21 protein-coding genes are annotated in these 22,753 nt (G+C 64.4%); 18 read left to right on the top strand and 3 right to left on the bottom strand.

Going from position 1 to position 22,753, the window contains the following annotated elements; translation table 11 throughout:
- The 10 genes from LQT98_RS15465 to LQT98_RS15420 form a co-directional block, all read left to right on the top strand.
- Nucleotides 1-352 (top strand): GspMb/PilO family protein (locus tag LQT98_RS15465; protein ID WP_231463348.1); only part of this gene is annotated, 352 nt, incomplete at its 5' end.
- A gap of 71 nt (nucleotides 353-423) precedes the next feature.
- Nucleotides 424-780, top strand: a complete 357-nt coding sequence (locus LQT98_RS15460; RefSeq protein ID WP_231463346.1) for a hypothetical protein — start codon at nucleotides 424-426, stop codon at nucleotides 778-780.
- A 74-nt stretch (nucleotides 781-854) separates the two neighbouring features.
- Nucleotides 855-2,687, top strand: coding sequence for a secretin N-terminal domain-containing protein (locus tag LQT98_RS15455; protein WP_231463344.1), 1,833 nt, complete (start codon nucleotides 855-857; stop codon nucleotides 2,685-2,687).
- A gap of 7 nt (nucleotides 2,688-2,694) precedes the next feature.
- Entirely contained in the window at nucleotides 2,695-3,171 is a 477-nt protein-coding gene (locus tag LQT98_RS15450) for a type II secretion system protein (protein ID WP_048411203.1), read from the top strand.
- Nucleotides 3,146-3,532: a type II secretion system protein gene (locus tag LQT98_RS15445; RefSeq protein WP_231463342.1), complete on the top strand. Its 387-nt coding sequence runs from the start codon at nucleotides 3,146-3,148 to the stop codon at nucleotides 3,530-3,532. The genes LQT98_RS15450 and LQT98_RS15445 overlap by 26 nt, the downstream gene beginning before the upstream one ends.
- A complete protein-coding gene (locus LQT98_RS15440) occupies nucleotides 3,519-3,977 on the top strand; it encodes a type II secretion system protein (RefSeq protein WP_231463340.1) in 459 nt (152 codons plus the stop codon). Before LQT98_RS15445 ends, LQT98_RS15440 begins: the two co-directional genes overlap by 14 nt.
- 262 nt (nucleotides 3,978-4,239) lie before the next feature.
- Entirely contained in the window at nucleotides 4,240-4,923 is a 684-nt protein-coding gene (locus LQT98_RS15435; protein WP_231463338.1) for a response regulator transcription factor, read from the top strand.
- A 61-nt stretch (nucleotides 4,924-4,984) separates the two neighbouring features.
- Nucleotides 4,985-7,267 carry a sensor histidine kinase gene (locus tag LQT98_RS15430; protein WP_231463336.1) on the top strand — a complete coding sequence of 761 codons (2,283 nt, stop codon included), beginning with the start codon at nucleotides 4,985-4,987 and terminating at the stop codon, nucleotides 7,265-7,267.
- A 118-nt stretch (nucleotides 7,268-7,385) separates the two neighbouring features.
- Complete coding sequence (locus tag LQT98_RS15425; RefSeq protein ID WP_231463334.1) at nucleotides 7,386-8,867, top strand: lytic polysaccharide monooxygenase; 1,482 nt, start codon at nucleotides 7,386-7,388, stop codon at nucleotides 8,865-8,867.
- A 405-nt stretch (nucleotides 8,868-9,272) separates the two neighbouring features.
- Entirely contained in the window at nucleotides 9,273-10,736 is a 1,464-nt protein-coding gene (locus tag LQT98_RS15420) for a lytic polysaccharide monooxygenase (protein WP_231463332.1), read from the top strand.
- Nucleotides 10,737-10,822: 86 nt separating this feature from the next.
- Here the strand turns inward: LQT98_RS15420 and LQT98_RS15415 are convergent, their stop codons facing one another.
- Nucleotides 10,823-11,134, bottom strand: a complete 312-nt coding sequence (locus tag LQT98_RS15415) for a DUF1484 family protein (protein WP_231463330.1) — start codon at nucleotides 11,132-11,134, stop codon at nucleotides 10,823-10,825.
- Between the two features lie 11 nt (nucleotides 11,135-11,145).
- Nucleotides 11,146-11,385 carry a hypothetical protein gene (locus tag LQT98_RS15410; protein ID WP_048411196.1) on the bottom strand — a complete coding sequence of 80 codons (240 nt, stop codon included), beginning with the start codon at nucleotides 11,383-11,385 and terminating at the stop codon, nucleotides 11,146-11,148.
- A gap of 969 nt (nucleotides 11,386-12,354) precedes the next feature.
- On the opposite strand from LQT98_RS15410, the gene LQT98_RS15405 reads away from it, so the two are divergent.
- The 5 genes from LQT98_RS15405 (at nucleotide 12,355) to LQT98_RS15385 (ending at nucleotide 18,305) form a co-directional block, all read left to right on the top strand.
- Nucleotides 12,355-12,876 carry a fimbrial protein gene (locus LQT98_RS15405; protein ID WP_048411195.1) on the top strand — a complete coding sequence of 174 codons (522 nt, stop codon included), beginning with the start codon at nucleotides 12,355-12,357 and terminating at the stop codon, nucleotides 12,874-12,876.
- A gap of 37 nt (nucleotides 12,877-12,913) precedes the next feature.
- Nucleotides 12,914-13,612, top strand: a complete 699-nt coding sequence (locus LQT98_RS15400; protein WP_053074505.1) for a fimbrial biogenesis chaperone — start codon at nucleotides 12,914-12,916, stop codon at nucleotides 13,610-13,612.
- Nucleotides 13,613-13,712: 100 nt separating this feature from the next.
- A complete protein-coding gene (locus LQT98_RS15395) occupies nucleotides 13,713-16,160 on the top strand; it encodes a fimbria/pilus outer membrane usher protein (RefSeq protein ID WP_231463328.1) in 2,448 nt (815 codons plus the stop codon).
- Between the two features lie 8 nt (nucleotides 16,161-16,168).
- Nucleotides 16,169-17,566 carry a fimbrial protein gene (locus LQT98_RS15390; RefSeq protein WP_231463326.1) on the top strand — a complete coding sequence of 466 codons (1,398 nt, stop codon included), beginning with the start codon at nucleotides 16,169-16,171 and terminating at the stop codon, nucleotides 17,564-17,566.
- A complete protein-coding gene (locus LQT98_RS15385; RefSeq protein WP_231463325.1) occupies nucleotides 17,556-18,305 on the top strand; it encodes a fimbrial biogenesis chaperone in 750 nt (249 codons plus the stop codon). The genes LQT98_RS15390 and LQT98_RS15385 overlap by 11 nt, the downstream gene beginning before the upstream one ends.
- Here LQT98_RS15385 and LQT98_RS15380 read toward each other — a convergent pair.
- On the bottom strand, nucleotides 18,266-19,669 hold the full coding sequence (locus LQT98_RS15380; RefSeq protein WP_231463323.1) for a purine-cytosine permease family protein: 1,404 nt from the start codon (nucleotides 19,667-19,669) through the stop codon (nucleotides 18,266-18,268). The genes LQT98_RS15385 and LQT98_RS15380 overlap by 40 nt on opposite strands.
- 231 nt (nucleotides 19,670-19,900) lie before the next feature.
- Here LQT98_RS15380 and hemG point away from each other — a divergent pair, with 231 nt between their 5' ends.
- From hemG to LQT98_RS15365, 3 genes are all read left to right on the top strand, one after another.
- Complete coding sequence (gene hemG, locus LQT98_RS15375) at nucleotides 19,901-21,232, top strand: protoporphyrinogen oxidase (protein WP_231463321.1); 1,332 nt, start codon at nucleotides 19,901-19,903, stop codon at nucleotides 21,230-21,232.
- A gap of 149 nt (nucleotides 21,233-21,381) precedes the next feature.
- Entirely contained in the window at nucleotides 21,382-22,272 is an 891-nt protein-coding gene (glyQ, locus tag LQT98_RS15370) for a glycine--tRNA ligase subunit alpha (protein WP_156183952.1), read from the top strand.
- A gap of 44 nt (nucleotides 22,273-22,316) precedes the next feature.
- Entirely contained in the window at nucleotides 22,317-22,742 is a 426-nt protein-coding gene (locus LQT98_RS15365) for a surface-adhesin E family protein (protein WP_048411190.1), read from the top strand.
- Nucleotides 22,743-22,753: the final 11 nt, after the last annotated feature.

The raw sequence follows: 22,753 nt of genomic DNA, 5'->3' as shown, positions 1-22,753 counted from the left end.
GCCGCGCGCCTTGCCGGCGGCGGAGCCGACCGCCCGCGCGCAGCAACTGCGGGCGCAGTTGAGCGAGGACATGAACCCGCGCAAGCAGGCCTTGCTGGCGCAACTGAGCCAGGCCGGGCTGATCGTGTTCGACGCCGCCTACCGCGACGAGCCGGAGGCCGGCGGCAAACTGCGCCGCGTCAGCGTAGAACTCAGCGCCGCCGGGCGCTATCCGGAACTGATGGCGGCGCTGGTCGCGCTGAAGGCACAGCCCTTGCTGCGCCTGGAGACGCTGACGCTGGAACGCGCGCAAACCACCAATGTGATGCTGAGCATACGGATGCGGCTCAGCATGTTGGGAGCGGGGCAATGAGGCGGCGGTGCTACGGCTCGCTTCTGGCGTTTGCGCTGGCTTGCGCGGCGCCGTTGCGGGCGGAGGAGATCGTGGACTTGTTTCCCGGCCAGCTCTGGGAGTCGCTGCAACTGCAGGCTGCTTCGACGCAGGGCCAAGCGCTGCCGACCCCCGCGCTGGCCGCTCCTTTGCCGGTGCCGATGCCGGAGGCGGCCCCGGAGCCGTTCACCGCGCTGGGCGAATGGCGTCAGCAGGGACAGCGGGTGCTGGTGTTGCAAGGGCAGAGCGACAGCTATCTGCTGTGCGCGGCCTGCAAGCTGCCCAAGGCGCTGCGGCCGGGCGCGAAGCTGGAGCATTACCTGTTCAAGGCCTTGGAGCGGGACCGCGTGGTGCTGCTCGACGCCGAAGGGCGGGAACACGCGATAACACTATCCCGATTGGTTAACTGAAACGGCGGCGACGGCGCGGCGGAACCCGGCAACGGTCCGCGGCCCGACGCCGCGATTTATCTGGCGATGATGAAATGAAGCACTGCAAACCCACGCTGCTGGCGGTATCACTCAGCTTGATGCTGGGAGGATGCGCGTTGCCCGGGCCAGTCAAAAAGATGTTCGGCTCCAAGCCGCCCGCCAGCGCGGAAGAACAATTGCGCGCCGCGGAGACCGCGCTGCGCCAACAGCCCGGCGATGTGGAACGGCGCAAGAGCGTGGTCGGCAAGAGCACGGTATTGGCGGAGGAAACGCTGCAAGCGGCCAGGGCCAAGATGGAGGCCGGCGACGACGCGGCCGCGCTGGAGGAAGTGAGCCGCTTGCTGGCGCTGGTGCCGGATCATATGCGCGCGCGGCAGTTGCAGCGTCAGCTGCAACGCCGTTTGCGGCTGAAGCCGGAGCTGGACGAAGCCGCCGCCATGGGGCAGCAACGACCGCGCGAGGCCGAGGAGCGGGTCAAGCGCATTCTGCAGGAACAGCCGGGCTATCGGCAGGCGGAAGCGCTGCGCGAGGAATTGCAACACCAGGACGCCGCGCGCACCACGCTGCGCCCGCGCCTGGCCGACGCGCTGCGCCAGCCGGTGACGCTGAATTTCAAGGTCCAGCCCATCGCCAGCATCTTCGACGCGATCTCGCGGCTGGCTGGCATCGACTTCGTGTTCGACCCGGAAGTGGCCATCGCCACCCCGGCCAGCATCATCGCCAGCGACACCACCGCGGAAGACGCCATCAACCTGCTGCTGCGCACCCATCAGCTGGACAAGAAAGTGCTGAGCCAGAACAGCATGCTGATCTACCCGGCGCGCGCGGAAAAAACCAGGGAATACCAGGAACTGGTCACCCGCACCTTCTACCTGGCCCAGGCCAATGCCAGCCATGTGCTGGCGGCGATGCGCCAGATCAGCGCGCCCAAGAACGTGCATCTGGACGAACGCGCCAATGCGGTGATCGTGCGCGACACGCCGGAGGTCATCGCGGTGATCGAGCGCCTGGTGGCCAGCTTGGACATCGCCCAGTCCGAAGTGACCATGGATGTGCAAGTGCTGGAAGTGAACACCAATGATGTGCTCGACGTCGGCATCGACTATCCGCCGGATCTGCGATTTTCGGTGTTGGGCAAGGACGGCGCGGACAAGGTGACGGTGGGCGATCTGCTGCATCTGAACAGTGATCGCATCGGCGTCAGCAGCCGCGGCGACCTGGGGGTGGCGGTCAATCTGCTGCAAAAGAAGGGCAAGACCAAGGTGCTGGCCAATCCCAAGATACGGGTGCGCAATATGGAAAAAGCCAGCATCAAGATAGGCGAAAAAGTACCGGTGGTCACCACCACCAATGCCAACGGCGTGGTGACGGAATCGGTCAACTACCAGGATGTCGGCCTGATCCTGCAAGTGGAGCCGCGGATCAGCCTCAGCGATGAAGTCAGCGTCAAGGTCAGCATGGAGGTCAGCAATCTCAAGGGCGAGGTCAAGACCGCCGGCGGCGGCATTGTCTATCCGATGAGCACCCGCAACGCCGAAACCGTGATGACCGCCCGCGATGGCGAAACCCAGGTGCTGGCTGGCCTGATCAAGCAGCAGCAAGACCGCAGCAGCAACGGCCTGCCCGGCCTCAGCACGCTGGGTTGGCTGGGCAGCCTGTTCGGCGGCCAGAAGCGCAGCGACGAAAACACCGAAATCATCCTGCTGCTGACCCCGCGCATCGAGCGGGCGCTGGAACTGCCGGCCGCCGCCGACAGCTACTTCGTCTCAGGCACCGAGAGCCGTCTCGGTGTGGAGCCGCTGACCACCGCCGCGCCCAAGTCCCCCTCCAAGCCAGCAGCCAAATCCGCCGCGCCGGCGCTGGACAGCCCGCTGGCCGCGCCCTGAGGTGGATATGAAGTCTCAATCCGGCTTCACCCTGATCGAACTGATGGCCGCGCTGACCCTGCTGGCGCTGCTGCTCAGCGCCAGCCTGCCGCTGGCCGATCTGGCCAGGCGGCGCGCTCAGGAGAGCGAACTGCGGCACAGCCTGCGGCAGATCCGCGACGCCATCGACGCCTATCGGCAGGCGGTGACGGACAAGAAAATCACGGTGTCGCCGGAGCAGAGCGGCTATCCGCCCAGCCTCGCCAGCCTGGTCGAGGGGGTGGTGGATAGCAGCGATCCCAATGGCGGCAAGCTTTACTTCCTGCGCCGGCTACCGGCGGACCCGATGTGCGAGCGCTGCGAGGGGCAAAACCCGGCCGAGAGTTGGGACACGCGCAGTTACGACAGCTCGGTGGAGGCGTTTTCCGCCGGTCGCGACGTCTATGACATCCGTTCCAAGAGCGGCGGAAAGGGCATCAATGGCATTCCCTATCAACAATGGTAGGCCGGCGCGCGGCTTCACCCTGATCGAACTATTGGTGGTGATGAGCATCATCGGCGCGCTGATGGCCTTGGTCAGCCCCAGTTATTTCAAGAACAACGACCGCGCGCGCGAAACCGTGCTGCGCCACAATCTGGCGGTGCTGCGCCAGGCCATGGACGATTACCGCGCCGACCACGGCGCCAATCCTTCCGCCTTGCAGGACCTGGTGAGCAACCGCTACCTGCGCGAATTGCCGCTGGACCCTATCTTGGGCCAGCGCGACGGCTGGCAAACCCGGCCGGCGGAAGACGGCGGCATCGGCGAAGTCAGCAGCGGCGCCAAGGGCGCCGGCCTGGACGGCAGTGACTATGGCAGCTGGTAAGCAGCGCGGGCTGGCTTATCTGGGCGTGCTGATGCTGGTATTGGCCATCGGCGTCGCCCTCAGCGCGGCGGCCGGCGCCTGGGCCCGCCAGCTGCAGCGCGAGAAAGAGGCGCAGCTGCTGCATATCGGCCTGCAATTGCAGCGCGCGATCGAATCCTATCACCGCAGCGGCACGGCGCCGGCCTATCCCAAGACCCTGGAGGTCCTGCTCAAGGACGATAGAGTGTCCTTCACCCGCCGCCATCTGCGCCGGCTGTATGCCGACCCGATGAGCGGCAAGCCGGAATGGGGCCTGGTCAAGGGCGCCGATGGCGGCATCGTCGGCGTGTTCAGCTTGGTGGAGGGCAGTCCGCTGAAGCGGCGCGGCTTTGCCGCCGAATTGGGCGATTTCGCCGACAAGGCCAGTTATCAGGAGTGGGTTTTTCTGGCGAGAAGCACGCGCTGACGGGACGGCATTCATCATTTATGTCAATGATATTTGTAATTTATTGATTTAAACCAAATCACTACTAAAACTGAACATTTTCATGGAATAAATAGGACTCATCCTATATCCCCCCGGGCATCGTTACGGAAAAATCGTCCTCGTTTTCGACTCACGGCGGTTGTCCGGCGGCGCTTAACCGTCAAAGGGCAGGCGGCATAAGGGGACCGGCCTGGCCAGGATCCCGGCCGCGTAAGGCCGCCCTCAAGGGCACCCGAATACGATGATTGTTGCAATTTTAGAAGACTGTCCGCTGCAAGTGGCCCGCGTCGTCGAGCTGCTGGAACAGCATGGCCATCAAGCCATCGCCTGCGGCAATGGCGACCATTTCGTCGCCCGTTTCCAGGAACAGAACTGCAATGCGATGCTGCTGGACTGGGAGGTTCCCGGCCGCAGCGGCATAGACGTGCTCAAATGGGCGCGCGCCAAGTTGCCGTCGGGCCTGCCCATCCTGATGGTGACCCAGCGCGACGACGAAGAGGACATTGTGCAGGCCTTGGAGCGTGGCGCCGACGACTATCTGCAAAAGCCGATTCGCGAGCGCGAATTGCTGGCGCGCCTGGCCGCCCAGTTCCGCAAGCAGCAGCGGCTGGGCGAGCCGGACGCGGAGTTTGAGGCCGGCGGCTACCGCTTCAGTCCGGAGGCGCGCAGCGTCAGCTTCAACGGTGAAAAAGTGATGCTGCCGGCGCGTGAGTTCGCGCTGGCCACGCTGCTGTTCCGCAATCTGGGCCGCATCCTGACCAAGGACTTTCTCAGCCTGCGCATCTGGGGGCTGGCGGACCGTAAATACGACGCCAGCCTGGCCACCTATGTCAGCAATCTGCGCTCGGCGCTGGGCTTGCGGCCGCGCAACGGCATCGTGATCTCCACCGTATATAACTACGGCTACCGCCTGGAGCGGGTCTGATGCGGGTTCGGCCGTGCGGACCGGCGTCGACCGGAGCTTCCTCTCGGAGCATGACGCGGCAATGAGGCTGTCGTGCCTGCTTTTCCGCCGCTGGCGCACGCAAGACGCGCTGTTCTTCATCGGTTTCGCGCTGCTGGTGGCGGTGTTCGCCGTGCCCAATCAAGACGCCTTGTTCCGCTCGTTGGACCGGCTGTATTTCGAATTGCTGGCCAGCCAGCAAGCCGAAGACAACCAGCACGATGTGGTGCTGGTCAATATCGACCAGGCGACGCTGGACGTGCTGGGGCAGAAGGGCGTGCGCGCCAATGCCAGCTACGCGGCATTGCTGGAGCAACTGCGGCAGGCCGATAGCGTGGTACTCGGCCTTAATCTGACCGCGAACAGGGATCTGCAACAACTGCTGGACGCGATCAAGCGCCATGGGCGCGTGGTGGTGGCGGCGCCTGCCTATGTCGGTGGCGACGCGCCCGCGCGGATCGCCGCCGCCGCCGCCGGTGTCGGCCAGCGCGAACTGCTGATCGGCGATGGCAATGTGGCCACCGGCATCCTGCCCTATGCTCCACGCGGCAAGGCACTGTTGCCGAACATCGTGCTGGAAGCGTTGCGGGTGGCCGACTATGAGCTGCCGGCGCGCCAAGTCTGGTGCCTGGCGGCACTATGGCAGCGCTGCTCGCCGCAGGAAGACGGCTGGCTGCTGGTGCTGCCGGCCCAGCACCGCCTGCAGCAGTACTCGATGCTGGCGGTGCTGAACGGCGCCGTGCCGCCGTCCGCGTTCGAAAACAAGATCGTCGTCGTCGGCCACCTGGCGATGGACCCGTTCAAGAGCCTGCGCGCCAGTCACAAACCCATGGCGGCCGAAGGCTATACTCGCAGCCAGATCATCGCGCTGCAAATCCAGACCCTGATGGAGTACGGCCCGGTGTCCATGGTGGCCGCCCCGTACAAGCTGCTGATCAATCTGGCCATCATGCTTGGGCTGCTGCTGGTTTGCCTGCTGTCGCCGCCGGCGCGCATGCACGGCCGCGCCTGGTTGTGGCTGGGCACCTGCTTGCTGGCGTCCATCCTGCTGCTGTTGTACGCCCATACCTGGGTGCCGGTCAGCTCGCCCTTGATTGGCGGCTTGCTGATTTACGCCGGCTGCGCCTGGCGCTGGCAGGCCAAGACCCATGCGCTGCTGCGGCAGGAAAGCGCATCCATGCAGTTGAGCCTGCGCGAAGCCGGCATGGCCTTGCCGCTGCGCGGCGGCGTGGAGACCGGCGCCGACGAAATCGAGCGCCTGATGCGGCAAATGCGCGCCTGGCAAGACTCCTACGCCAGCGTGCTCAATCTGCTGCCTTACCCCATTTTCTTCGAGCAGGACGGCAAGATCGTGCTCAGCAATCAGGCCGGGCGCAAGTTGCTCGGCGAGCACGGTGAACAGCGGCGGGCCGAGGACTGGATGCTGGCGCTGACCGCGGGCGCGCGCGCCAAGGCGCAGCGCAGCGGTGGCATCTGCATCGAGCAAGTGCGCGCCGGACCGGGCGAGCACATGCTGCTGGTCACCCCCTGCCCGGAGCTGTGCGCCGGCCGCGCCAGCAATCTGATCAGCCTGGTCGATCTGCCCAGCGTCAAGGAGACAGCGTCCAGCGACCGCCATGCGCTGCGGCAAATGGTGCACGACCTGCGCAATCCGCTCACCGCCATCCTGCTGCTGATAGAGCAGCGCGGCGGCGGCGACGGCCCGCGGCAAGATCAATTCCTCGATGAACTGCGCCGGCAAGTCCATTACAGCCTGCGCGTGGCCCAGGATTTCATGCAGCTGTCGCGCGCCGAGCATCTGAATCCGGCACATTTCCTGCCGGTGTCGCTGCGGGACCTGGCTGAAGAGGCCGTCGACCAGATCCGCGCCGGCGCCGGGCAACAGCGCATCGCCGTGCATGGCCCGGACGCGGCGGAGCCGCTGTGGGTGAACGGCCATTACGACATGCTGCTGCGCGCGGTGGTCAATGTGCTGGACAACGCCATCAAATACTCGCCGCCGGGCAGCGAGGTCACGGTGCGGCTGGCGTGCTGGGGCGAGTTGGCCGGCATCTGCGTGATAGACCAAGGCATAGGCATTCCCGAACATGCGCTGCCGCGGCTGTTCGAGCTGTTCTATCAAGTGGACGAACAGCGTCGCGACGGCGTCGGCCTGGGGCTGCCCTTCGTCAAGGCCGTGCTGCAAGCGCATGGCGGCCGTGTCGAGGTTAAATCCCAGAGCGGGATGGGCAGTGAATTCCAATTGCAAGCGCCAAGGCTGAGGCACCCAGCTTGCCTTCAGCAGGACGAAGAGGATGAGGAAGGCGCTTTCCCGGGCGCTGTTTAGCTTCTTTTGAGATTGATTGGGCAGACGGAACCGGTTTGGAACAATGCGGACAGGCTAGGCGGAGTGAAAACGCCGCCTGGGCCTGATATTCCTCACCCCCTGTTTATCAAGGAATGCTATGTCCGCACCCCGCAAGGCCGGCAGGCTCGCCCTGCCCGCGCTGGCCCTGAGCCAGATCGCCGCCTCCCTGATGCTGCTGGTTCCGGCCGGCGCCGGCGCCCATGGCTCGATGGAAGAGCCTATCAGCCGCATCTATTACTGCCGGAGCTCGGATAGCCCGGAAAACCCTAGAACCGCGGGCTGCCAGGCCGTCAAACAGCTGAACGGCGGACCGCAAGCCATCTATGACTGGAATGGCGTACGGCAAGGCAATGCCGGAGGCAATCACCAGCAAGTGGTGCCCAATGGCAAGCTGTGCGCCGGCGGCGACGGCAAAACGTTTGCCGGGCTGGATGCGGTCAAGGATCAGAACGGCCGTGCTATCGCCTGGCCCGCCACCACCATCAAGCCTGGTCCGGATGGCAAGTACACCATGACCTATCATCAGACCGCCAAGCATGCGACCGCCTATTTCAAATCCTATATCAGCAAGGACTCCTACGACTTCAGCCGTCCGCTGCGCTGGGATGACTTGCAGCCTATCGGCGATTCCGGCGCGCTGCCGCCGGAATCCAAGACCAAGCTGAGCGTCACCATCCCCGCCGGCATGCAGGGCAAGCGTGTGATTTACAATGTCTGGCAGCGCAGCGACAGTCCCGAGGCCTTCTACAGCTGTTCGGACGTCAACATCGTCGCCGACAACGTCGACTTCAAGCCGCTGGGGCCGCTGCTGGCCAGCCCGCACGATGCCAAGGTCAATTCCACCATTACGCTGCGTATTTTCGACAAGGCCCGCGGCACGGATCTTGAAAAGCACACCATCACGGTAGCGGCTGATCAGACTTCGCCGCAAGCATGGGCCTATGCATTGGCTGTCGAAGCCAACGCCATATCCCGCTTGGTCAAAATCGGCCAGTTGCAGAACGGTAAAGTAGTGCCGGTGCAAGATGCCACCGCCAACACGGTATTCGGTTTGGGCAAGGAATACAGCTTTGTGCTGGAGCACGAGGATGGCGGCACCAAGCCGCCGGATGAAATCGCGCCGGGCAAGGTCACGGTCAGCGGTCCGGCCAGCGCAGACAGCGGCGCCAATGTCAGCCTGTCGGCCCAGGCCGCCGTCGGCAGTAATCTGAAATACTTGTGGACGGTGTCGCCCAGCCTCTCTGGGCTGAACTTGAACACCGCCACCCTCAACTTCAAGGCTCCCGCCTTGAAGCAGGATACCGATTACACCTTCAAAGTCACGGTCAGCAATGCCTTGGGCAGCAATAACGCCACCCATAAGCTGAAGGTCAAGGCGGGCGGCACGCCGCCGCCCGCAGAGGGCAACTGGGATGCCCAGAAAACCTATGACAAGAAGTGCACCAAGGTGAGCCACAAGGGCAAGCAATGGATGAACGGCTGGTGGATTCGAGGTCTGGAGCCTGGCTCGGACGGCGCATGGGGGGCGTGGCGTATTGTGGGGTCGAGCAATATGCATAGCGAGTGCAAGGGCAAGTAAGGCCGGCATATTCGTCCGCGCTCCGCTGACTGCTGCTGACGCGCACGGCGGCATTCCGGCCTAGCGCCTGCCTACGATGACTGCGCGATGCAAGCAGGGCGGTGTGTTCGCGCTTGAAACGCTGATGTAGCGGCTGCGCATTGCGTTTTGCTGTCGTCTTCCTCTTGTTTTGCCTAGTCCGCGTGATCGCATAACGCGTTTTTGGAACCAAGCCCGGCAAGCATGCGCTTGCCGGGCTTTTTGCGTGAATGTCTGATTTTTATGTGTAATGAATGCTTTTCAGCTTTCTTTGAGAATGATTGGGTGTCTGGCCAGGGTTTGGAACAATGCGGGCAAGTCGTTCACCAGCCGCTGCGGCTTGGGAATGAGCGGCAACTTAACCCTTAGACCGAGGTTTTTAGAACTATGACCGCATCTCGCAAAACCGGAAAAATCGTGCTGCCGGTATTGGCCCTGAGCCAGATCGCCGCTTCCCTGATGGTGCTTGCCCCGGCCACTGCTTCCGCCCATGGCTCCATGGTGAACCCGCCCAGCCGCGAATACGCCTGCGCCACCTTCGATACCCCGTGGAACAACCCGACTTATGCCAGCTGCGGCAAGATCGCATCGCAAAGCAGCAGCTGGATGTCCAATGTGCAGGGCGGCGTGAAGAGCAATCACAAAGACAAGGTCAAGGACGGCCTGCTGTGCGCTGGCGGCAAGGAAGACTGGAAAGCGCTGGACGCGGCTGATTTCAAGGGGCGCGTCACCACGGTGACCCCGGATGCTCAGGGCAAGGCGGTATTCGAATACAAGCAAACCGCCGGCCATGTCTCCAGCTACTTCAAGACCTATATCAGCAAGGACAGCTATGACCCGAAGAAGGGCCTGCGCTGGGACGACCTGGAAGAAATTGGTAATAGCGGTCCGCTGCCGCTTCCGCCCAACAACAGCATTACCAAGTTGGATGTGAAAATTCCGGCGCATCTGACCGGCAAGCGCGTGGTGTACAGCGTTTGGCAGCGTGATCCCAGCGACAATGCGGAAGCCTTTTACGCCTGCTCCGACGTGGACGTGGTGGCCAACAATATCGAATGGAAAGCCAGCGGCGCGCTGGAAGGCGGCCAGGTCAAGACCGGCGTGACGATGACTCTGCGCGTGTTTGACAAAGTGCGTGGCGGCGACCTGGAAAAGCACAGCATCGTGGTGAAGGCCGGCCAGGAAAAGCCGGAGCAATGGATGCACGCCTTGGCAAGCAAGACTAACCAAAGTTCCAGCGTGGTCAAGGTGGGCAAGCTGATCGGCTCGGACATCACACCGCAATTCAGCGCCACCGAAAACCAGGTATTCGGCCGCAACAAGCAAGTGAGCTTCGCGATTGACCAGCACGACGAAGGCGGCAAGCCGCCGGTGGACGACATCGCGCCGGGCGTGGTGAGCATCAGCGGCAAGACCGAAGCCAAGGCGGGCGAAGCCGTGAGCTTGCGTGCCAGCGCTGCCGCCGGCACCAATCTGAGCTATCTGTGGACGGTGTCGCCCAAGATCGATGGCCTGGCATTGAATACCGCCACCCTCAACTTCGCGGCGCCCAAGGTGAGCAAGAACACCGTGTACACCTTCAAGGCCACCGCCAGCAATGCGCTGGGCAGCAAGAATGCCACCCATGTGCTGACGGTCAAGGCCAATGACAACGGCGGCACGCCGCCGGTGGAAGGGGCTTGGGATGCCAAGAAGATCTATGACAAGGAATGCACCAAGGTCAGCCACAACGGTAAGGAATGGATGAATGGCTGGTGGACTCAGGGTAAGGAACCGGGTTCTGATGGCCAATGGGGTACTTGGCGCGTGCTTGGCTCCGCCGAAATGCACACCCAGTGCAAAGGCAAGTAAGCCCTTGACGGTGGCGGCTTGAGCGGCCGCCTCCGTCTCCGCCGCCCCGAGGCCGTCCAGGCCCCGGGGCGGTATTCATTCAGGCCTCAGCGCAAGCCCTCCAGCCCGTGCAAGGCCACTTCCATCTGCTGCTGAAACGGTTCCAGCAACACGCGCAGCTGTTTGCCGGCGAAGCCGTCTTCGTCATGCCGCAGCAATAGCGTCAGCACGCAACTCAAGGCCAGCTCGGCCTCGCGCAACACCGCCAAGTGGTCGATCAGCGCCTGCTCCAATTGCCGGCGCGCCTGTTGCGCCTGCGCCAGCGGCGCTTCGGCGCTCTGATCCACCGTTAGCGCGTGCAAGGCCTGCTCCAATTGCCGCAGCGCATGGCGGCCGGGGATAGGGATAGCCGTTTTCATCGTCGTCTCCTTCAATGCCGCGTCGCCAGCGCGCTCAGGCCGCTTTGCAGCCAATGCTGCGCCGGTTCCAGGGTGATGTGCAGCACATCGCAGGGGCAGGGTTGGGCACCGGCCTGGCGCAGTAGCGCCCGCACCGCGCGCAGGCTGTCATGGGCTTTGTGCAGATCGTTCAGCGCCGCGCGCAGATGGCGCTCGCGGATGTGCAACTGGCGTTCCAGCAGGTGCAGGCGTCCGGAAGTGAGGCCGGGCATGCGGCGTAATTGCTTGAGTACGAGCTTGAGTGGAAGAGAGGGAGACACTAAGGCGCGGTAGCGCCGGCTGGGTTGATGCGTCATCGGAAGGCTCCTCTGTGAAAGCCCGCCTCCGCTGCTAAACGGATATGGCAGGCGGATAACAGGGTTAGCAGACCGGTCACAGACACCCGGTAGGCGCATGCGCGCCTCCCCGCCACCGCCTGCCTTGGTAAGGCCGGTCTATGGCGAGTCCATGAAGTCGAGCTGCTAAACCCAGGCACCGCAGAATGAGGCGGCACGCGGCGATTGTTGCCGATGGATACGGCAGGGTCAAGGCAAACGGCGTCGCGGCGTGAAGGGGGTGTGGTCGCTGCGCTTGCAATAGGGGATGGCGGACGGATGACAGGGGTAGCAGACCGGCCATAGCCCCGGTAGGCGCATGCGCGCCTCCCCGCCATCCGCCCACCCCGTATGAGCCACCGGTACAAACATGAGTCCGCGATGATGCGGTGCTTGGGGCGGGCAGGCGGAGGACAGGGTTGACAGACCGGCCACAGCTCCGGCAGGCGCATGCGCCTCCCCGCCATCCGCCTGCCGTCTATTAAGCTATCGACACGGATATAGGCTTGCGGCGATGGTCGCCGCTGGCGGCGCGCGGGTCAAGGCGGCGGGCGCTTGTGGAGGCACGGGACAGGTTTGGAATCAGAAAACGATAGCGAGAGATGAATTTATATTTATTAGCAATGAAAGATTTTATTTGGGAAATATTAATTTTAAAATTAAATCCTAAATGACATAGAAGATAGTTGTAACCAAGGCCTGCGTTAGGGTATGCGTTTTGTATCTTAATGCCATGCCATTTTTAGGAATTATCCTATTTTTTGGCCGGGCGGCGAAAAATAAAATCGGCATGCCATGACCTCGGTTCATGGAAATACGCTGCGGGCCGGTGCTGGCATTGTCCCAAAATAATTAGTGAGGGGTTTTATGAAAAGAATCCTTATTGTGGCGGGCTTATGCGCTCCGGTTCTAGCGCAGGCCGGCAATACCATCAATTTCCAGGGGGAGGTGTCCACTCAAACCTGCTCGGTGGACATCAACGGGAATACCGCCAGCCCGGTGGTATTACTGCCCACGGTGCCGGCGAGCAGCTTGGACAAGAATGGCGCCGTGGCCGGGCAGACCGATTTCACCATCCGCTTGAGCGGATGTACCGCGGATGCCTCCGCCGATACCCCGATCAGCGCCGTCTTCGTCGCTAACCGCTTGACGGCCACGGGCAATATCGGCAATGCCGGCACCGCCGGCAAGGTGGCCTTGCAATTGCTGGACCCGGCGTCGCCGGGAAGCCCGTTCAATCTGACTGGTGGCTACAAGGCGCCGGGCCTGGTGTTGAAGAAAGGCCAGACCACGGCCGCGTATGATTTTGCCGTGCGCTACTATGCCGAAGACGCCGCCAGCGCCGGAACGGTATTGGGCAGCGTGCAGTATGCGGTTTCCTACCAGTAAACGCGCCACTGCGGTCGCCTGTTGGGCGGCATGGCTGTTGTTGTTCGCCGGTCAGTTGGCCTGGGGCAGCGTGGTGCTGAACAATACCCGCATCATCTACCCCGGGCAGGCTCATGAGAGCAGTGTTCAGCTGAACAACCAGGACGCCAGCCCCAGCGTGGTGCAAGTCTGGGTGGACTCCGGCGATGAGAACTCCACGCCGGAGCAGGCCGTCGCGCCCTTCGCCGTGATGCCGGCGGTGTTCCGCATTGAAGCCAAGGCCGGTCAGACCGTGCGCTTGGTGTTCGACGGCAGTCCGCTGCCGCAGGACCGAGAGTCGGTCTACTACTTCAATCTGCTGCAGATCCCGTCTATCAATCAGGCTTTCTCCGGGCAGAACCAGATGCTGGTGATGCTGCGCAACCGGCTCAAGCTGTTCTACCGCCCGTCGACGATAGCCGGCCGCGTGGAACAGGCACCCTGCCAATTGGGCTTCTCCGTGCAGCGCCAGGGCCGGGGCTGGCGTTTGAGCGCCGATAACCGCAGCGGTTATTTCCTGACGCTGAGCGGCGGTCAACTGATCAGCAACGGCAAGGCGCATGCCTTCAAAGCCGAGATGTTGACGCCGTTCTCCCGCGCCAGCTGGCCGCTGCCGGAGCTGACGCAGCCCCGGGCGCCGCTGTCGGTGCGCTTTAGGCATATCAATGACTACGGTGGGGTGAATGAGGTGGAGTCTGCCGCCGTGCTGGCGGAGTGATGCCGCCGGCGCTGGCTTCAAATGGCCGCTCGTTCTGCGCCCGACATTGGCCGCCTGCCTGTCCGCCGGCCCGGCTTGGGCCGGCGGACAGGCAGCGGACATGCCGGCCTTGCCCGTTTATCGTTTCGACAGCCGCTTGCTGCTGGGCAGCCCACTGGCGAATGGGCTTGAGCGTTTCAATCAGCCGGATCAGGTGGATCCAGGCGAATACTTGGTGGACGTTTTCGTCAATGGCGCATTTTATTCCCGCAAGACCGTGAGCTTCCGCCGTAGCGGCGAGCATCCGGTCCATGCCTGCCTGGATCGGGACTGGCTGTTCAGGGCCGGGATGCGACCGGAGAGCCTGGTGCCGGATGAGGAGGACGGCGCAGCGTGCCGACCATTGGCCTTGCGTATTCCCGGCGCCGGCAGTGTGTTCGATCTGTCGCGGCTGCGGCTGGATCTGTCCTTGCCGCAGGCGGCGATGCGGCGAACGCCACGCGGCCAGGTGGCGGAGGAGGATCTGGACGCCGGCGCGGCCATTGCCTTCGTCAATTACGACGTCAATGGCTACCGTGTCAGCAGCGGCGATGTCAGCAGCAACTACCATTATCTGGCCGCCGATGCCGGGGTGAATCTGGGGTTGTGGCGTTTGCGCCAGCAGTCCAATTACAGCGGCGGCACCGGTGGCGGGCGCTGGAATAATATTCGCAGCTATGCGCAGCGCGCGCTGCCCGGCTGGCGCAGCGAGCTGACGCTGGGCGACGGTTCCAGCGGCGGCGGCCTGTTGAGCGGCGTCGGTTTTCGCGGCCTGCAATTGCGCAGCGACGAGCGGATGCTACCGGATGGTTTGCGCGGCTATGCGCCGGTGGTGCGCGGCGTGGCTGACAGCAATGCGCGGGTGGTGGTGCGCCAGGGCCAGCAGGAGGTTTATCAGACCGTGGTCGCGCCCGGTCCCTTCGTGATCGACGATCTGTTCCCCACCAGCTATCAAGGCGACTTGGAGGTGGAGATCACCGAGGCGGACGGGCAGGTGAAACGATTCACCGTGCCGTTCGCGGCGGTGCCGACATCGATACGGCCGGGCCAGGCGCGCTACAACCTGACCTTGGGCCAATTGCGCAACACGTTGGACGACAAGCCGCTGTTCGCCGATCTCGCTTATCAGCGCGGCTTCAGCAATGCGCTGACCGCCAATATGGGCGCGAGGCTGGCGTCGGGCTACGCCGCGGCGCTGGGCGGCGTGGTGTGGGGATCGCGCTTTGGTGCGCTGGGCGCGGACGCCACGTATTCCCGCTCGCGCGACAGCGACGGCGGGCCACTTATGGGCTGGCGCGCGGCCTTGTCGTATAGCCATACCCTCCAGCCAACCTCCACGGCCATCACCTTGGCCGGTTACCGTTACTCCACCCGCGGCTACCGCGATCTGGTCGACGCGGTGGGCGCGCGCCAGGCGTTCCGGCGCGGCGAGAGCTGGCATTCCAGCAGTTTCCAGCAGCGCAATCAGTTCACCGCCAGCGTCAATCAGCGGCTGGGCGGCTACGGTAGCCTGGCGCTGTCCGCGTCGATCAGCGATTACTACAGCGGCAAGCAGCGGGACGGCCAGTTGCAGCTGAGCTATCAGCATCAGATCGGTTCTGTCGGCTACGGGGTGTCGGTCTCGCGCCAGCGCGTCGGCCAAATGGGCCGCGCCCTGCCGATGCTGGACAGCGGGCGGGTCGGCAATACCGTGTCGTTCAATCTGTCCATGCCGTTGGGCACCGCGCGGCGTGCGCCCATGCTGGCGGCGTCCAGCAGCCGCAGCGGCGGCGAGGGCAATCAGCAATTGTCGCTGAGCGGCAGCGCCGATGAGGCGCAGACACTCAGTTATGGCGTCAATGTGGCGCGCGCTGTCCCCGACGGTTCTGGCAGCTTGAGCGCTAATGCGCAGAAGCGCTTTGCGCCGGTGACGCTGGGCGGCAGCTATTCACGGGGGCGTGATTTTTCGCAGGTCGGCGTCAGCGCGCGCGGCGCGCTGGCGCTGCATCGCGGCGGCGTGACTTTGGGGCCGTACCTGAGTGAAACCTTCGGCCTGGTGGAAGCGCCCGGCGCCAGCGGCGCGGTGGTGCGCAATGGCTTGGGCGCGACGGTGGACCGCGCCGGTTATGCGCTGATTCCGGCGCTGACGCCTTACCGCTACAACGAGGTGGCGCTGGACAGCAAGGGCCTGGCGGCAGGCGTGGAGCTACTGGGAGACCAACAGCGCACCGCGCCGTACGCCGGAGCGGCGGTGCGGCTGAAGTTCGCCACCCGCAGCGGCCAGGCAGTGTTGATCAAGGGATGGCTGGCCGATGGCTCGGCCTTGCCGATGGGCGCAATGGTGTACGCGGAAGACGGCGCCAATATCGGCATGGTGGGCCAGGGGGGGCAGGCTTATGCGCGGGTCGGCGCGCGCAAGGCCAGCTTGCGAGTGAAATGGGGCGATGACGCGGATAGTCAATGCGTATTGCCGTACACGCTGGCGGACGAGACGGGTAGCCGGTCCATCGTCCGTCTGGAGGCGGCGTGCGCGCCGCTGCCCAATCCATGAGGAGCAAGATGAAATATCAATCCGATGCCTTGGGCGCTGCGATGCTGCTGGTGGGGGCCTTGTCCAGCATGTCGGCGCAGGGCGCCTGTTATCGCGTGTCGCGCTCTTCGCCGACGACCGATATCAATGCGGTGGACTATGTCGAACCCGGCAGGGGCGAGGTCAGGATTTGGGACGGTGCGACGGATACTGCCGGCCAGGGGGCGCTGGCGATGACCATCAATATCAATAACGAGGCGTTCCAGCCGGACGGCACTTTATTGGCCAGCAAGGTGCTGAGCATCTATGACTTGGGTTCCGGCCATACCGGCGGCTATGCGCCGGAGCAGGTGCTGTTTCGCTGCTCGCCGGAAGAAAAGCCGGAGACTTTTTATGAATACTATTCGACCAATGGCGACAACGATTGGGCCGGCAAGGACGAGGAGGGCAGCGCCATCGGTCTGCCGCAGGCGTATCGCACGGTACAGCGCGGCCTGATGGCGCGGGTGACCAATCTGAATACCGGCGAGTACGCGTCGCGCTATTGGAAACGGCGGCCGCTGGTGCTGGATATGGCCAATGATCGCGATGAGCGCGGCTGGTATCTGATCAAGGCCAAGCACTTCAGCAACTACAAGGTGGAGTTTTTCAAATACAGCCAGTCCAAGGGGTCGGGAGACATAGGCTGGCAGGACGGGCCGGCCGGCCAGAACTGGATGTATGCCCAACCCATCGCCTATAGCGCGTTTCAGGGCGGCGGCGGCTCGCCGTGGTTGAGCGAGGGCGCCGACCATAATCAAAACTTCAGCGGCTGGTTTTGGGATTGGCCCGGCGCGATCAATCCGTATCAGGTGGTGAAGGTGCGCCGCAGCGCCAGCTGCCGCGTGGAGACGGTGACGCCGGTGGTGGCGTTTCCGGCGATCTCGGTGGCCGAGTTGGAGCAGGGCGGGCAACGCACGCTGCCGGTGGACATCCGCCTGCAGTGCCAGACCGGCGCGCCGGCCAATGCCGGCCTGAGCGGTTTTCAAAGCGGCACGGCACAGGGGCAGACGGCGATGGGGCTGCTGGTGCAGCCGGCAAATTACCAGGCGGCGTTGACAGAAGGCCTGGGCACGAGTGGCGGCGGGGTCAGCCACCTGCTGTCCGACGGTTACGGCGTCAACCCGGCGGTGGCGACCGGGGTGGGCGTGGCGTTGCGGAGGCCAGGCGGCCAAGTGCTGAATCTGCTTAGCGACGTGCTGCTCACCGGGGGGGGCGGCGATGCCGGCTGGTATCCGGTACTGCAAGACACCGCCGAACTGGGCAGCCAGGATGGCTGGACCCGCTATCAGGCGCGGATGCAGGCGGTGCTGACCCGTTTGCCGGGCAAGAGGGTCAAGGCCGGAGGCTTGAACGCGACGGCGCAGGTGGTGATCCGTGTGCAATAAGGCCTGGCGCTGGGGCTTGCGCGGTTTGCTGTGTCTGCTGGGCGGCAGCAGTTGGGCTGGCCTGATGGCGGAGTCCACGCGGGTGGTGTTCGCCGGCGGCAGCGCCGAGCAGTCGCTGCAATTGATCAATCTGAATCGCTATCCGGTGCTGGTGCAGGCTTGGGTGGATGATGGGCGGCTGGACTCCGGCCCGGACACGCTGGGCGCGGAGGCGGCGGTGATGCCGATGCCGCCCATCTTTCGTCTGAACCCGGATGGGCAGATCAGTCTGCGCTTGATCGCGACCGGCACCCCATTGCCCGTGGACCGAGAGTCGCTGTTCTGGCTGAATCTGTATGAAATCCCGCCGGCGCGCATGGATTTGCCGGCGGCGGCCCGGACGCTGACAGTCACGCTGCGTACCCAGATGAAGGTTCTGATGCGGCCAGCCGGACTCCGTGCTGCGCTCGAGGACTTGCCGCGGTGGCTGCGCTTCGCCGTCACGCGGGAGCCCGGCGGCGCGCAGTTGCGCATAGACAATCCCAGCCCTTATTTCGCCAGCTTCCGTGCCTTGGAACTGCGCTGCGCCGGCTTGCCCGCGCTGGCGTTGGCGGCGGACATGGCGCCGCCGCTGGCGGCCCTGAGCCTGCCCTTGCCAGCGTCTTTCCATTGCGAGGACGGCGCGGCGACAGCGCGCTTCCTGCTGCTGGACGACGACGGTCAACCCTTGGCCGGCGAGACCCGCGTGGGCGAGCGTTGAACGCGCCGGCGCGCTAGGCAGAAATACAGCGCGCCGGGCGCGATCAGTCCCACCAGCCAGGAAATGTCCACCTGCCCCAGATAGGGCAGCAGCGGACCGCTGTAAAAACGGGTGGAGATGAAGGGCAGCTGCGCCAGCAGGCCAAACAGATAGCTGGCGATGCCGACCCGGTTCCAGCGTCCATAACGGCCGTCGGGATCGCTCAGGGCGGCAAGGTCGTACTGTTCCTGGTTGACCCAGTAGTAGTCCACCAGATTGATGGCGCTCCACGGGGTGAAGAAGGTCAGCAGGAACAGGATGAAGGATTTGAAATGCAGCAGGAAATCGTGCTGCGCCGCCAGCGCGATCGCGGCGGACAAGCCGACGATGGCCAGCACGAACACCAGGCGCTGGCGGCGGTCTATCTTCGCTTCGCGCTGGAAGCCGCTGAGCATGGTGGCCAGGCACATGAAGCTGCCGTAGGCGTTCAGCGTGGACACGGTTATCTTGCCAAAGGCGATGCTGAAGAACAGGAAGCCGGCCATTGCGCCGCTGGTGCCCAAGCCGACGATGTAGGCCACTTCCTGGCCGACGAAGCGCGGGCCGGCCAGCGCGGCGGCGAACACGCCCAGCGTCATCGCGATCTGCGCGCCCAATACCGAGCCGCCGCCCACGCATAGAAAGGTGCGCAGCGGCGATACGCCGCTGGGCAGGTAGCGCGAGTAGTCGGCGACGTAGGGACCGAAGGCGATCTGCCAGGAGGCGGACAACGACACCGCCAGCAGGAAGCTGTCCCAGGCGAAGCGGTGATTGCGCAGCAGCGGCGTGATGTCGTTGACGCTGAGCAGGCGCGCGAACAGATAGGCGAAGGCGATCAGGCCGAGCACGGTGGCGGCGCGGCCCAGCAGGTGGATCATCCGGTAGCCGCATGCCGCGAACAGCGCGATCACGGCGGAAAAGATCAGGATGCCGGCGCTTGGGCTGAGGCCGGTCAGCTGGGCGATGGCCTGGCCGGATAGAATGGTGCCGGTGGTGTTGAAACCGATATAGAGCACACAGACCAGCGCCAGCGGCAGGGTGGCGCCCAGCACGCCGAACTGCACGCGGCTGGAAATCATCTGCGGCAGTCCCAGCCGCGGCCCCTGCGCGCCATGCAGCGCCATCACCGCGCCGCCCAGCACCTGGCCCAGCAGCAGGCCGATCAAGGACCAGAACACATCGCCGCCCAGCACCACCGCCAGCGCGCCGGTGATGATGGCGGTGATCTGCAGATTGGCGCTGAACCATAAGGTGAATTGACTGAGCAGGCGGCCGTGGCGTTCGTTCTCCGGGATGAAGTCTATTGCCCGGGTTTCGATCAGGCTGGCTTGAGGCGGGGAATTCATCAGCGTTCTCCTGTGTGCCGGCTAAACCGGGGCAGTTTCCGGCGCGGGCGGTGGGACCTCGACTCTAAATGTCTATACAGATTGTGGTCAATTGTTATGTAATATATTAATTTTTGGCGGGAGCGGACCGGCTTGCGCCTGGTCAACAGGGGGGAAAGCCGCGCTTGGCATACTGGCCGCCATCCAGGGCCGCCACGGGCGGCCCTGGCCTATTCAAGCGGGAGTGATGAAATGATTGTGGTGATCGGCGCCGGGGTGTCCGGCCTGTCCTGTGCCTGGCAGCTGCGGCGGCGCGGCGTGGAGGCGGTGGTGTTGGAGGCGTCCGCGCGCGTTGGCGGCAAGGTGCTGAGCCTGGATCTGGAACCGGGGCTGATGGAGGCGGGGCCGAACACCTTGCTGGCGGACGAGGCGCTATGGCAGTGGCTGCTGGAGCTGGGCCTGACGCCGTTGACGCCGGCGCCTGGCCCGCAACGCCGCTATGTGTTGCTGCACGGCCAATACCGGGCCTTGCCCGCCAACCCGGCCGCGCTGCTGGCCGGTTCCTACTTCAGTTGGGGCGCCAAGTGGCGCTTGCTGAGCGAGCCCTGGCGCCGTTCCACGGCGGCGGAGGCGGAAACGGTGGCGGATTTTTTCCGGCGCCGGCTGGGCGAGGAGGTGCTGGCCAAGGCGGTGGATCCCTTTGTCGGCGGCGTGTTCGCCGGCGATCCGGAGACCTTGCTGATGGCGGAATGCCTGCCCGGACTGGCGGCGGCGGAGCGCGAGGCCGGTTCGATGGCGTTGGGCATGTGGCGGCGCTGGCGGCGCGGCGACGCGCGGCGCAAGCGGATGTGCACCTTGCCGGGGGGGCTGTCCAGCCTGGCCCAGCGGCTGGCGCGCGATCTGGACGTGAGGCTGGAGTGTCCGGCGTTGAGTCTGGAGCGCGTCGATGACGGCTGGCGGGTGCTGACGCCGCAAGGGCCGCTGCCGGCCCGCGCGGTGGTACTGGCGCTGCCGGCGCCACAGGCGGCGTCCTTGCTGAGCGTCTGCGAGCCGGAATGGGCGCGCGCTTGCGCGGCGGTGCGCTACGCGCCGCTGACCGTGGTGGCGACCATGGCGGCGGACGAGGATTTGCATCGACCGCTGGCGGGCTTCGGCGCGCTGCATCCCGCGGCGGAAGGCGCTTTGGCCCTGGGACATCTGATGTCCAGCCGGACGTATCCACACACGGCGGCGCCGGGCGCGCGGCTGGTGACCAGCTTCATCGGCGGCAGCCGCCAGGCGGAACTGGCCGCCTTGCCGGACCCGGCGCTGTTGCAGCGCTTGAACCTGGAACTGGCGCGGCTGTTCGGCCTGCGGGGCGCGCCGCTGAGCCAGCGCGTCGTGCGCTGGCCACAGGCCTTGCCGCAGGGCACGGCGGCGATGACGGCCTTGCGGCCGCTGGCCGCCGCCGCGAGCGCGCGTGGTCTGCATGCCTGCGCCAACTGGCTGGACGGGGTGTCGCTGCCGGACTGCCTGGCCAAGGGGCGGGCGTTGGCGGATAGGCTGGCGGAGCAGGCCTTGGCGCGCGGCGCATCCGTCGGCTGACGTCGTGGCGGCGGCGGGCCGCGGGCGGGAAGGGGAGATACAGGCCGGTTTCGCCGGCCTTTTTGATTTGCCGCCAACGGCTTGGCTTTGCGTGGGGGGCGCTAGGCGGTAGAATCGGCCTTTGACTTTTCACTTTGCTCACCACGTCTATGCTTACCTTCCAGGAAATCATCCTCACGCTCCAGCACTATTGGAACCGCCAGGGCTGCGCCTTGCTGCAGCCTTACGACACCGAAGTGGGCGCGGGGACCTCGCACACCGCCACCTTCCTGCGGGCGTTGGGGCCGGAGCCGTGGAACGCGGCCTATGTGCAGCCGTCGCGTCGTCCCAAGGACGGTCGTTACGGCGAAAACCCCAATCGTCTGTTCCAGCATCATCAATTCCAGGTGGTGTTGAAGCCGTCGCCGTCCAATATTCAGGAGCTGTACCTGGGCTCGCTGCAGGAGCTGGGCCTGGACCCGACGGTGCAGGACATCCGCTTTGTCGAGGACGACTGGGAAAACCCGACGCTGGGCGCCTGGGGTCTGGGCTGGGAAGTGTGGCTGAACGGCATGGAAGTGACCCAGTTCACCTATTTCCAGCAAGTGGGCGGTCTGGACTGCAAGCCGGTGCTGGGCGAGATCACTTACGGCCTGGAGCGGCTGGCCATGTATCTGCAGGGCGTGGAAAACGTCTACGATTTGATCTGGACCCATCTGCCGGACGGCCAGCCGGTCACTTACGGCAATGTGTTCTTCCAGAATGAAGTGGAACAGTCCAAGTACGCGTTCGAGCACAGCAATGTCGAGCTGCTGTTCCGCCAGTTCAACGACTACGAGGCCGAGGCCAAGTCGCTGCTGGAAGCCAGCTTGCCGCTGCCGGCCTACGAGATGATTCTCAAGGCCGGTCACACTTTCAACCTGCTGGACGCGCGCGGCGCGATCTCGGTGACCGAGCGCGCCACCTATATCGGCCGCATCCGCACCTTGTCCCGCGGCGTGGCGCAGGCGTATTACGACGCCCGCGAAGCGCTGGGCTTCCCGATGTGCCGGCAGGCCTGATCGTGGCCGCCGCCCCCTTGTCGTCTTTCGCTGAAGGAATGCGCATGAAAGCCTGTTTCGCCTGCTTTTGCGCCGCGCTGGCGCTGCCGGCGCTGGCCGAGCCCGCCGCCGACTGGGTGGCGTATCAGGACGGCAAGGCGCTGCAGCTGGCGATAGACGGCAATTCGCTGTGGCTGGGGCAGGACGGGCTGGTGCACTTCGTCAACCAGGAACGGTTCGACAAGGTCCAGTACGAGAAAAGCTATAAGCTGAAATTCAATATCCGCCGCAGCGTAGGTTACGCCGACTGCGGCAAGTACCAGTATGTGTTTGTCAGTTCCGACTACTTTGATCGCAACAACAAGCACCTGTTCTCAACCATGTTTCCAGTGCCGCGCCACGCCTGGAAATGGCAGCCCGTGTATCAGGGATCGGTCGCCGACGCCATGATGAAGGTGATCTGCGAAGCCGCCGGGGCCGCCAAGCGTTAAGTTTTAGAGTG

This window comes from Chromobacterium aquaticum, assembly GCF_021129195.1.
Lineage (GTDB): Bacteria > Pseudomonadota > Gammaproteobacteria > Burkholderiales > Chromobacteriaceae > Chromobacterium > Chromobacterium aquaticum.
The sequence above is the reverse complement of the archived record's forward strand: the minus strand, read 5'-3'. Positions and strand labels throughout refer to the sequence as shown.

What these genes read in the sequence shown, in the direction of transcription:
- LQT98_RS15455 (WP_231463344.1), top strand. Translation starts at nt 855, where the DNA reads ATGAAGCACTGCAAACCCACGCTGCTGGCGGTATCACTCAGCTTGATG.
- LQT98_RS15450 (WP_048411203.1), top strand. Translation starts at nt 2,695, where the DNA reads ATGAAGTCTCAATCCGGCTTCACCCTGATCGAACTGATGGCCGCGCTG.
- LQT98_RS15445 (WP_231463342.1), top strand. Translation starts at nt 3,146, where the DNA reads ATGGCATTCCCTATCAACAATGGTAGGCCGGCGCGCGGCTTCACCCTG.
- LQT98_RS15440 (WP_231463340.1), top strand. Translation starts at nt 3,519, where the DNA reads ATGGCAGCTGGTAAGCAGCGCGGGCTGGCTTATCTGGGCGTGCTGATG.
- LQT98_RS15435 (WP_231463338.1), top strand. Translation starts at nt 4,240, where the DNA reads ATGATTGTTGCAATTTTAGAAGACTGTCCGCTGCAAGTGGCCCGCGTC.
- LQT98_RS15430 (WP_231463336.1), top strand. Translation starts at nt 4,985, where the DNA reads ATGAGGCTGTCGTGCCTGCTTTTCCGCCGCTGGCGCACGCAAGACGCG.
- LQT98_RS15425 (WP_231463334.1), top strand. Translation starts at nt 7,386, where the DNA reads ATGTCCGCACCCCGCAAGGCCGGCAGGCTCGCCCTGCCCGCGCTGGCC.
- LQT98_RS15420 (WP_231463332.1), top strand. Translation starts at nt 9,273, where the DNA reads ATGACCGCATCTCGCAAAACCGGAAAAATCGTGCTGCCGGTATTGGCC.
- LQT98_RS15415 (WP_231463330.1), bottom strand. Translation starts at nt 11,134, where the DNA reads ATGAAAACGGCTATCCCTATCCCCGGCCGCCATGCGCTGCGGCAATTG.
- LQT98_RS15410 (WP_048411196.1), bottom strand. Translation starts at nt 11,385, where the DNA reads ATGCCCGGCCTCACTTCCGGACGCCTGCACCTGCTGGAACGCCAGTTG.
- LQT98_RS15405 (WP_048411195.1), top strand. Translation starts at nt 12,355, where the DNA reads ATGAAAAGAATCCTTATTGTGGCGGGCTTATGCGCTCCGGTTCTAGCG.
- LQT98_RS15395 (WP_231463328.1), top strand. Translation starts at nt 13,713, where the DNA reads ATGCCGGCCTTGCCCGTTTATCGTTTCGACAGCCGCTTGCTGCTGGGC.
- LQT98_RS15390 (WP_231463326.1), top strand. Translation starts at nt 16,169, where the DNA reads ATGAAATATCAATCCGATGCCTTGGGCGCTGCGATGCTGCTGGTGGGG.
- LQT98_RS15380 (WP_231463323.1), bottom strand. Translation starts at nt 19,669, where the DNA reads ATGAATTCCCCGCCTCAAGCCAGCCTGATCGAAACCCGGGCAATAGAC.
- hemG (WP_231463321.1), top strand. Translation starts at nt 19,901, where the DNA reads ATGATTGTGGTGATCGGCGCCGGGGTGTCCGGCCTGTCCTGTGCCTGG.
- glyQ (WP_156183952.1), top strand. Translation starts at nt 21,382, where the DNA reads ATGCTTACCTTCCAGGAAATCATCCTCACGCTCCAGCACTATTGGAAC.
- LQT98_RS15365 (WP_048411190.1), top strand. Translation starts at nt 22,317, where the DNA reads ATGAAAGCCTGTTTCGCCTGCTTTTGCGCCGCGCTGGCGCTGCCGGCG.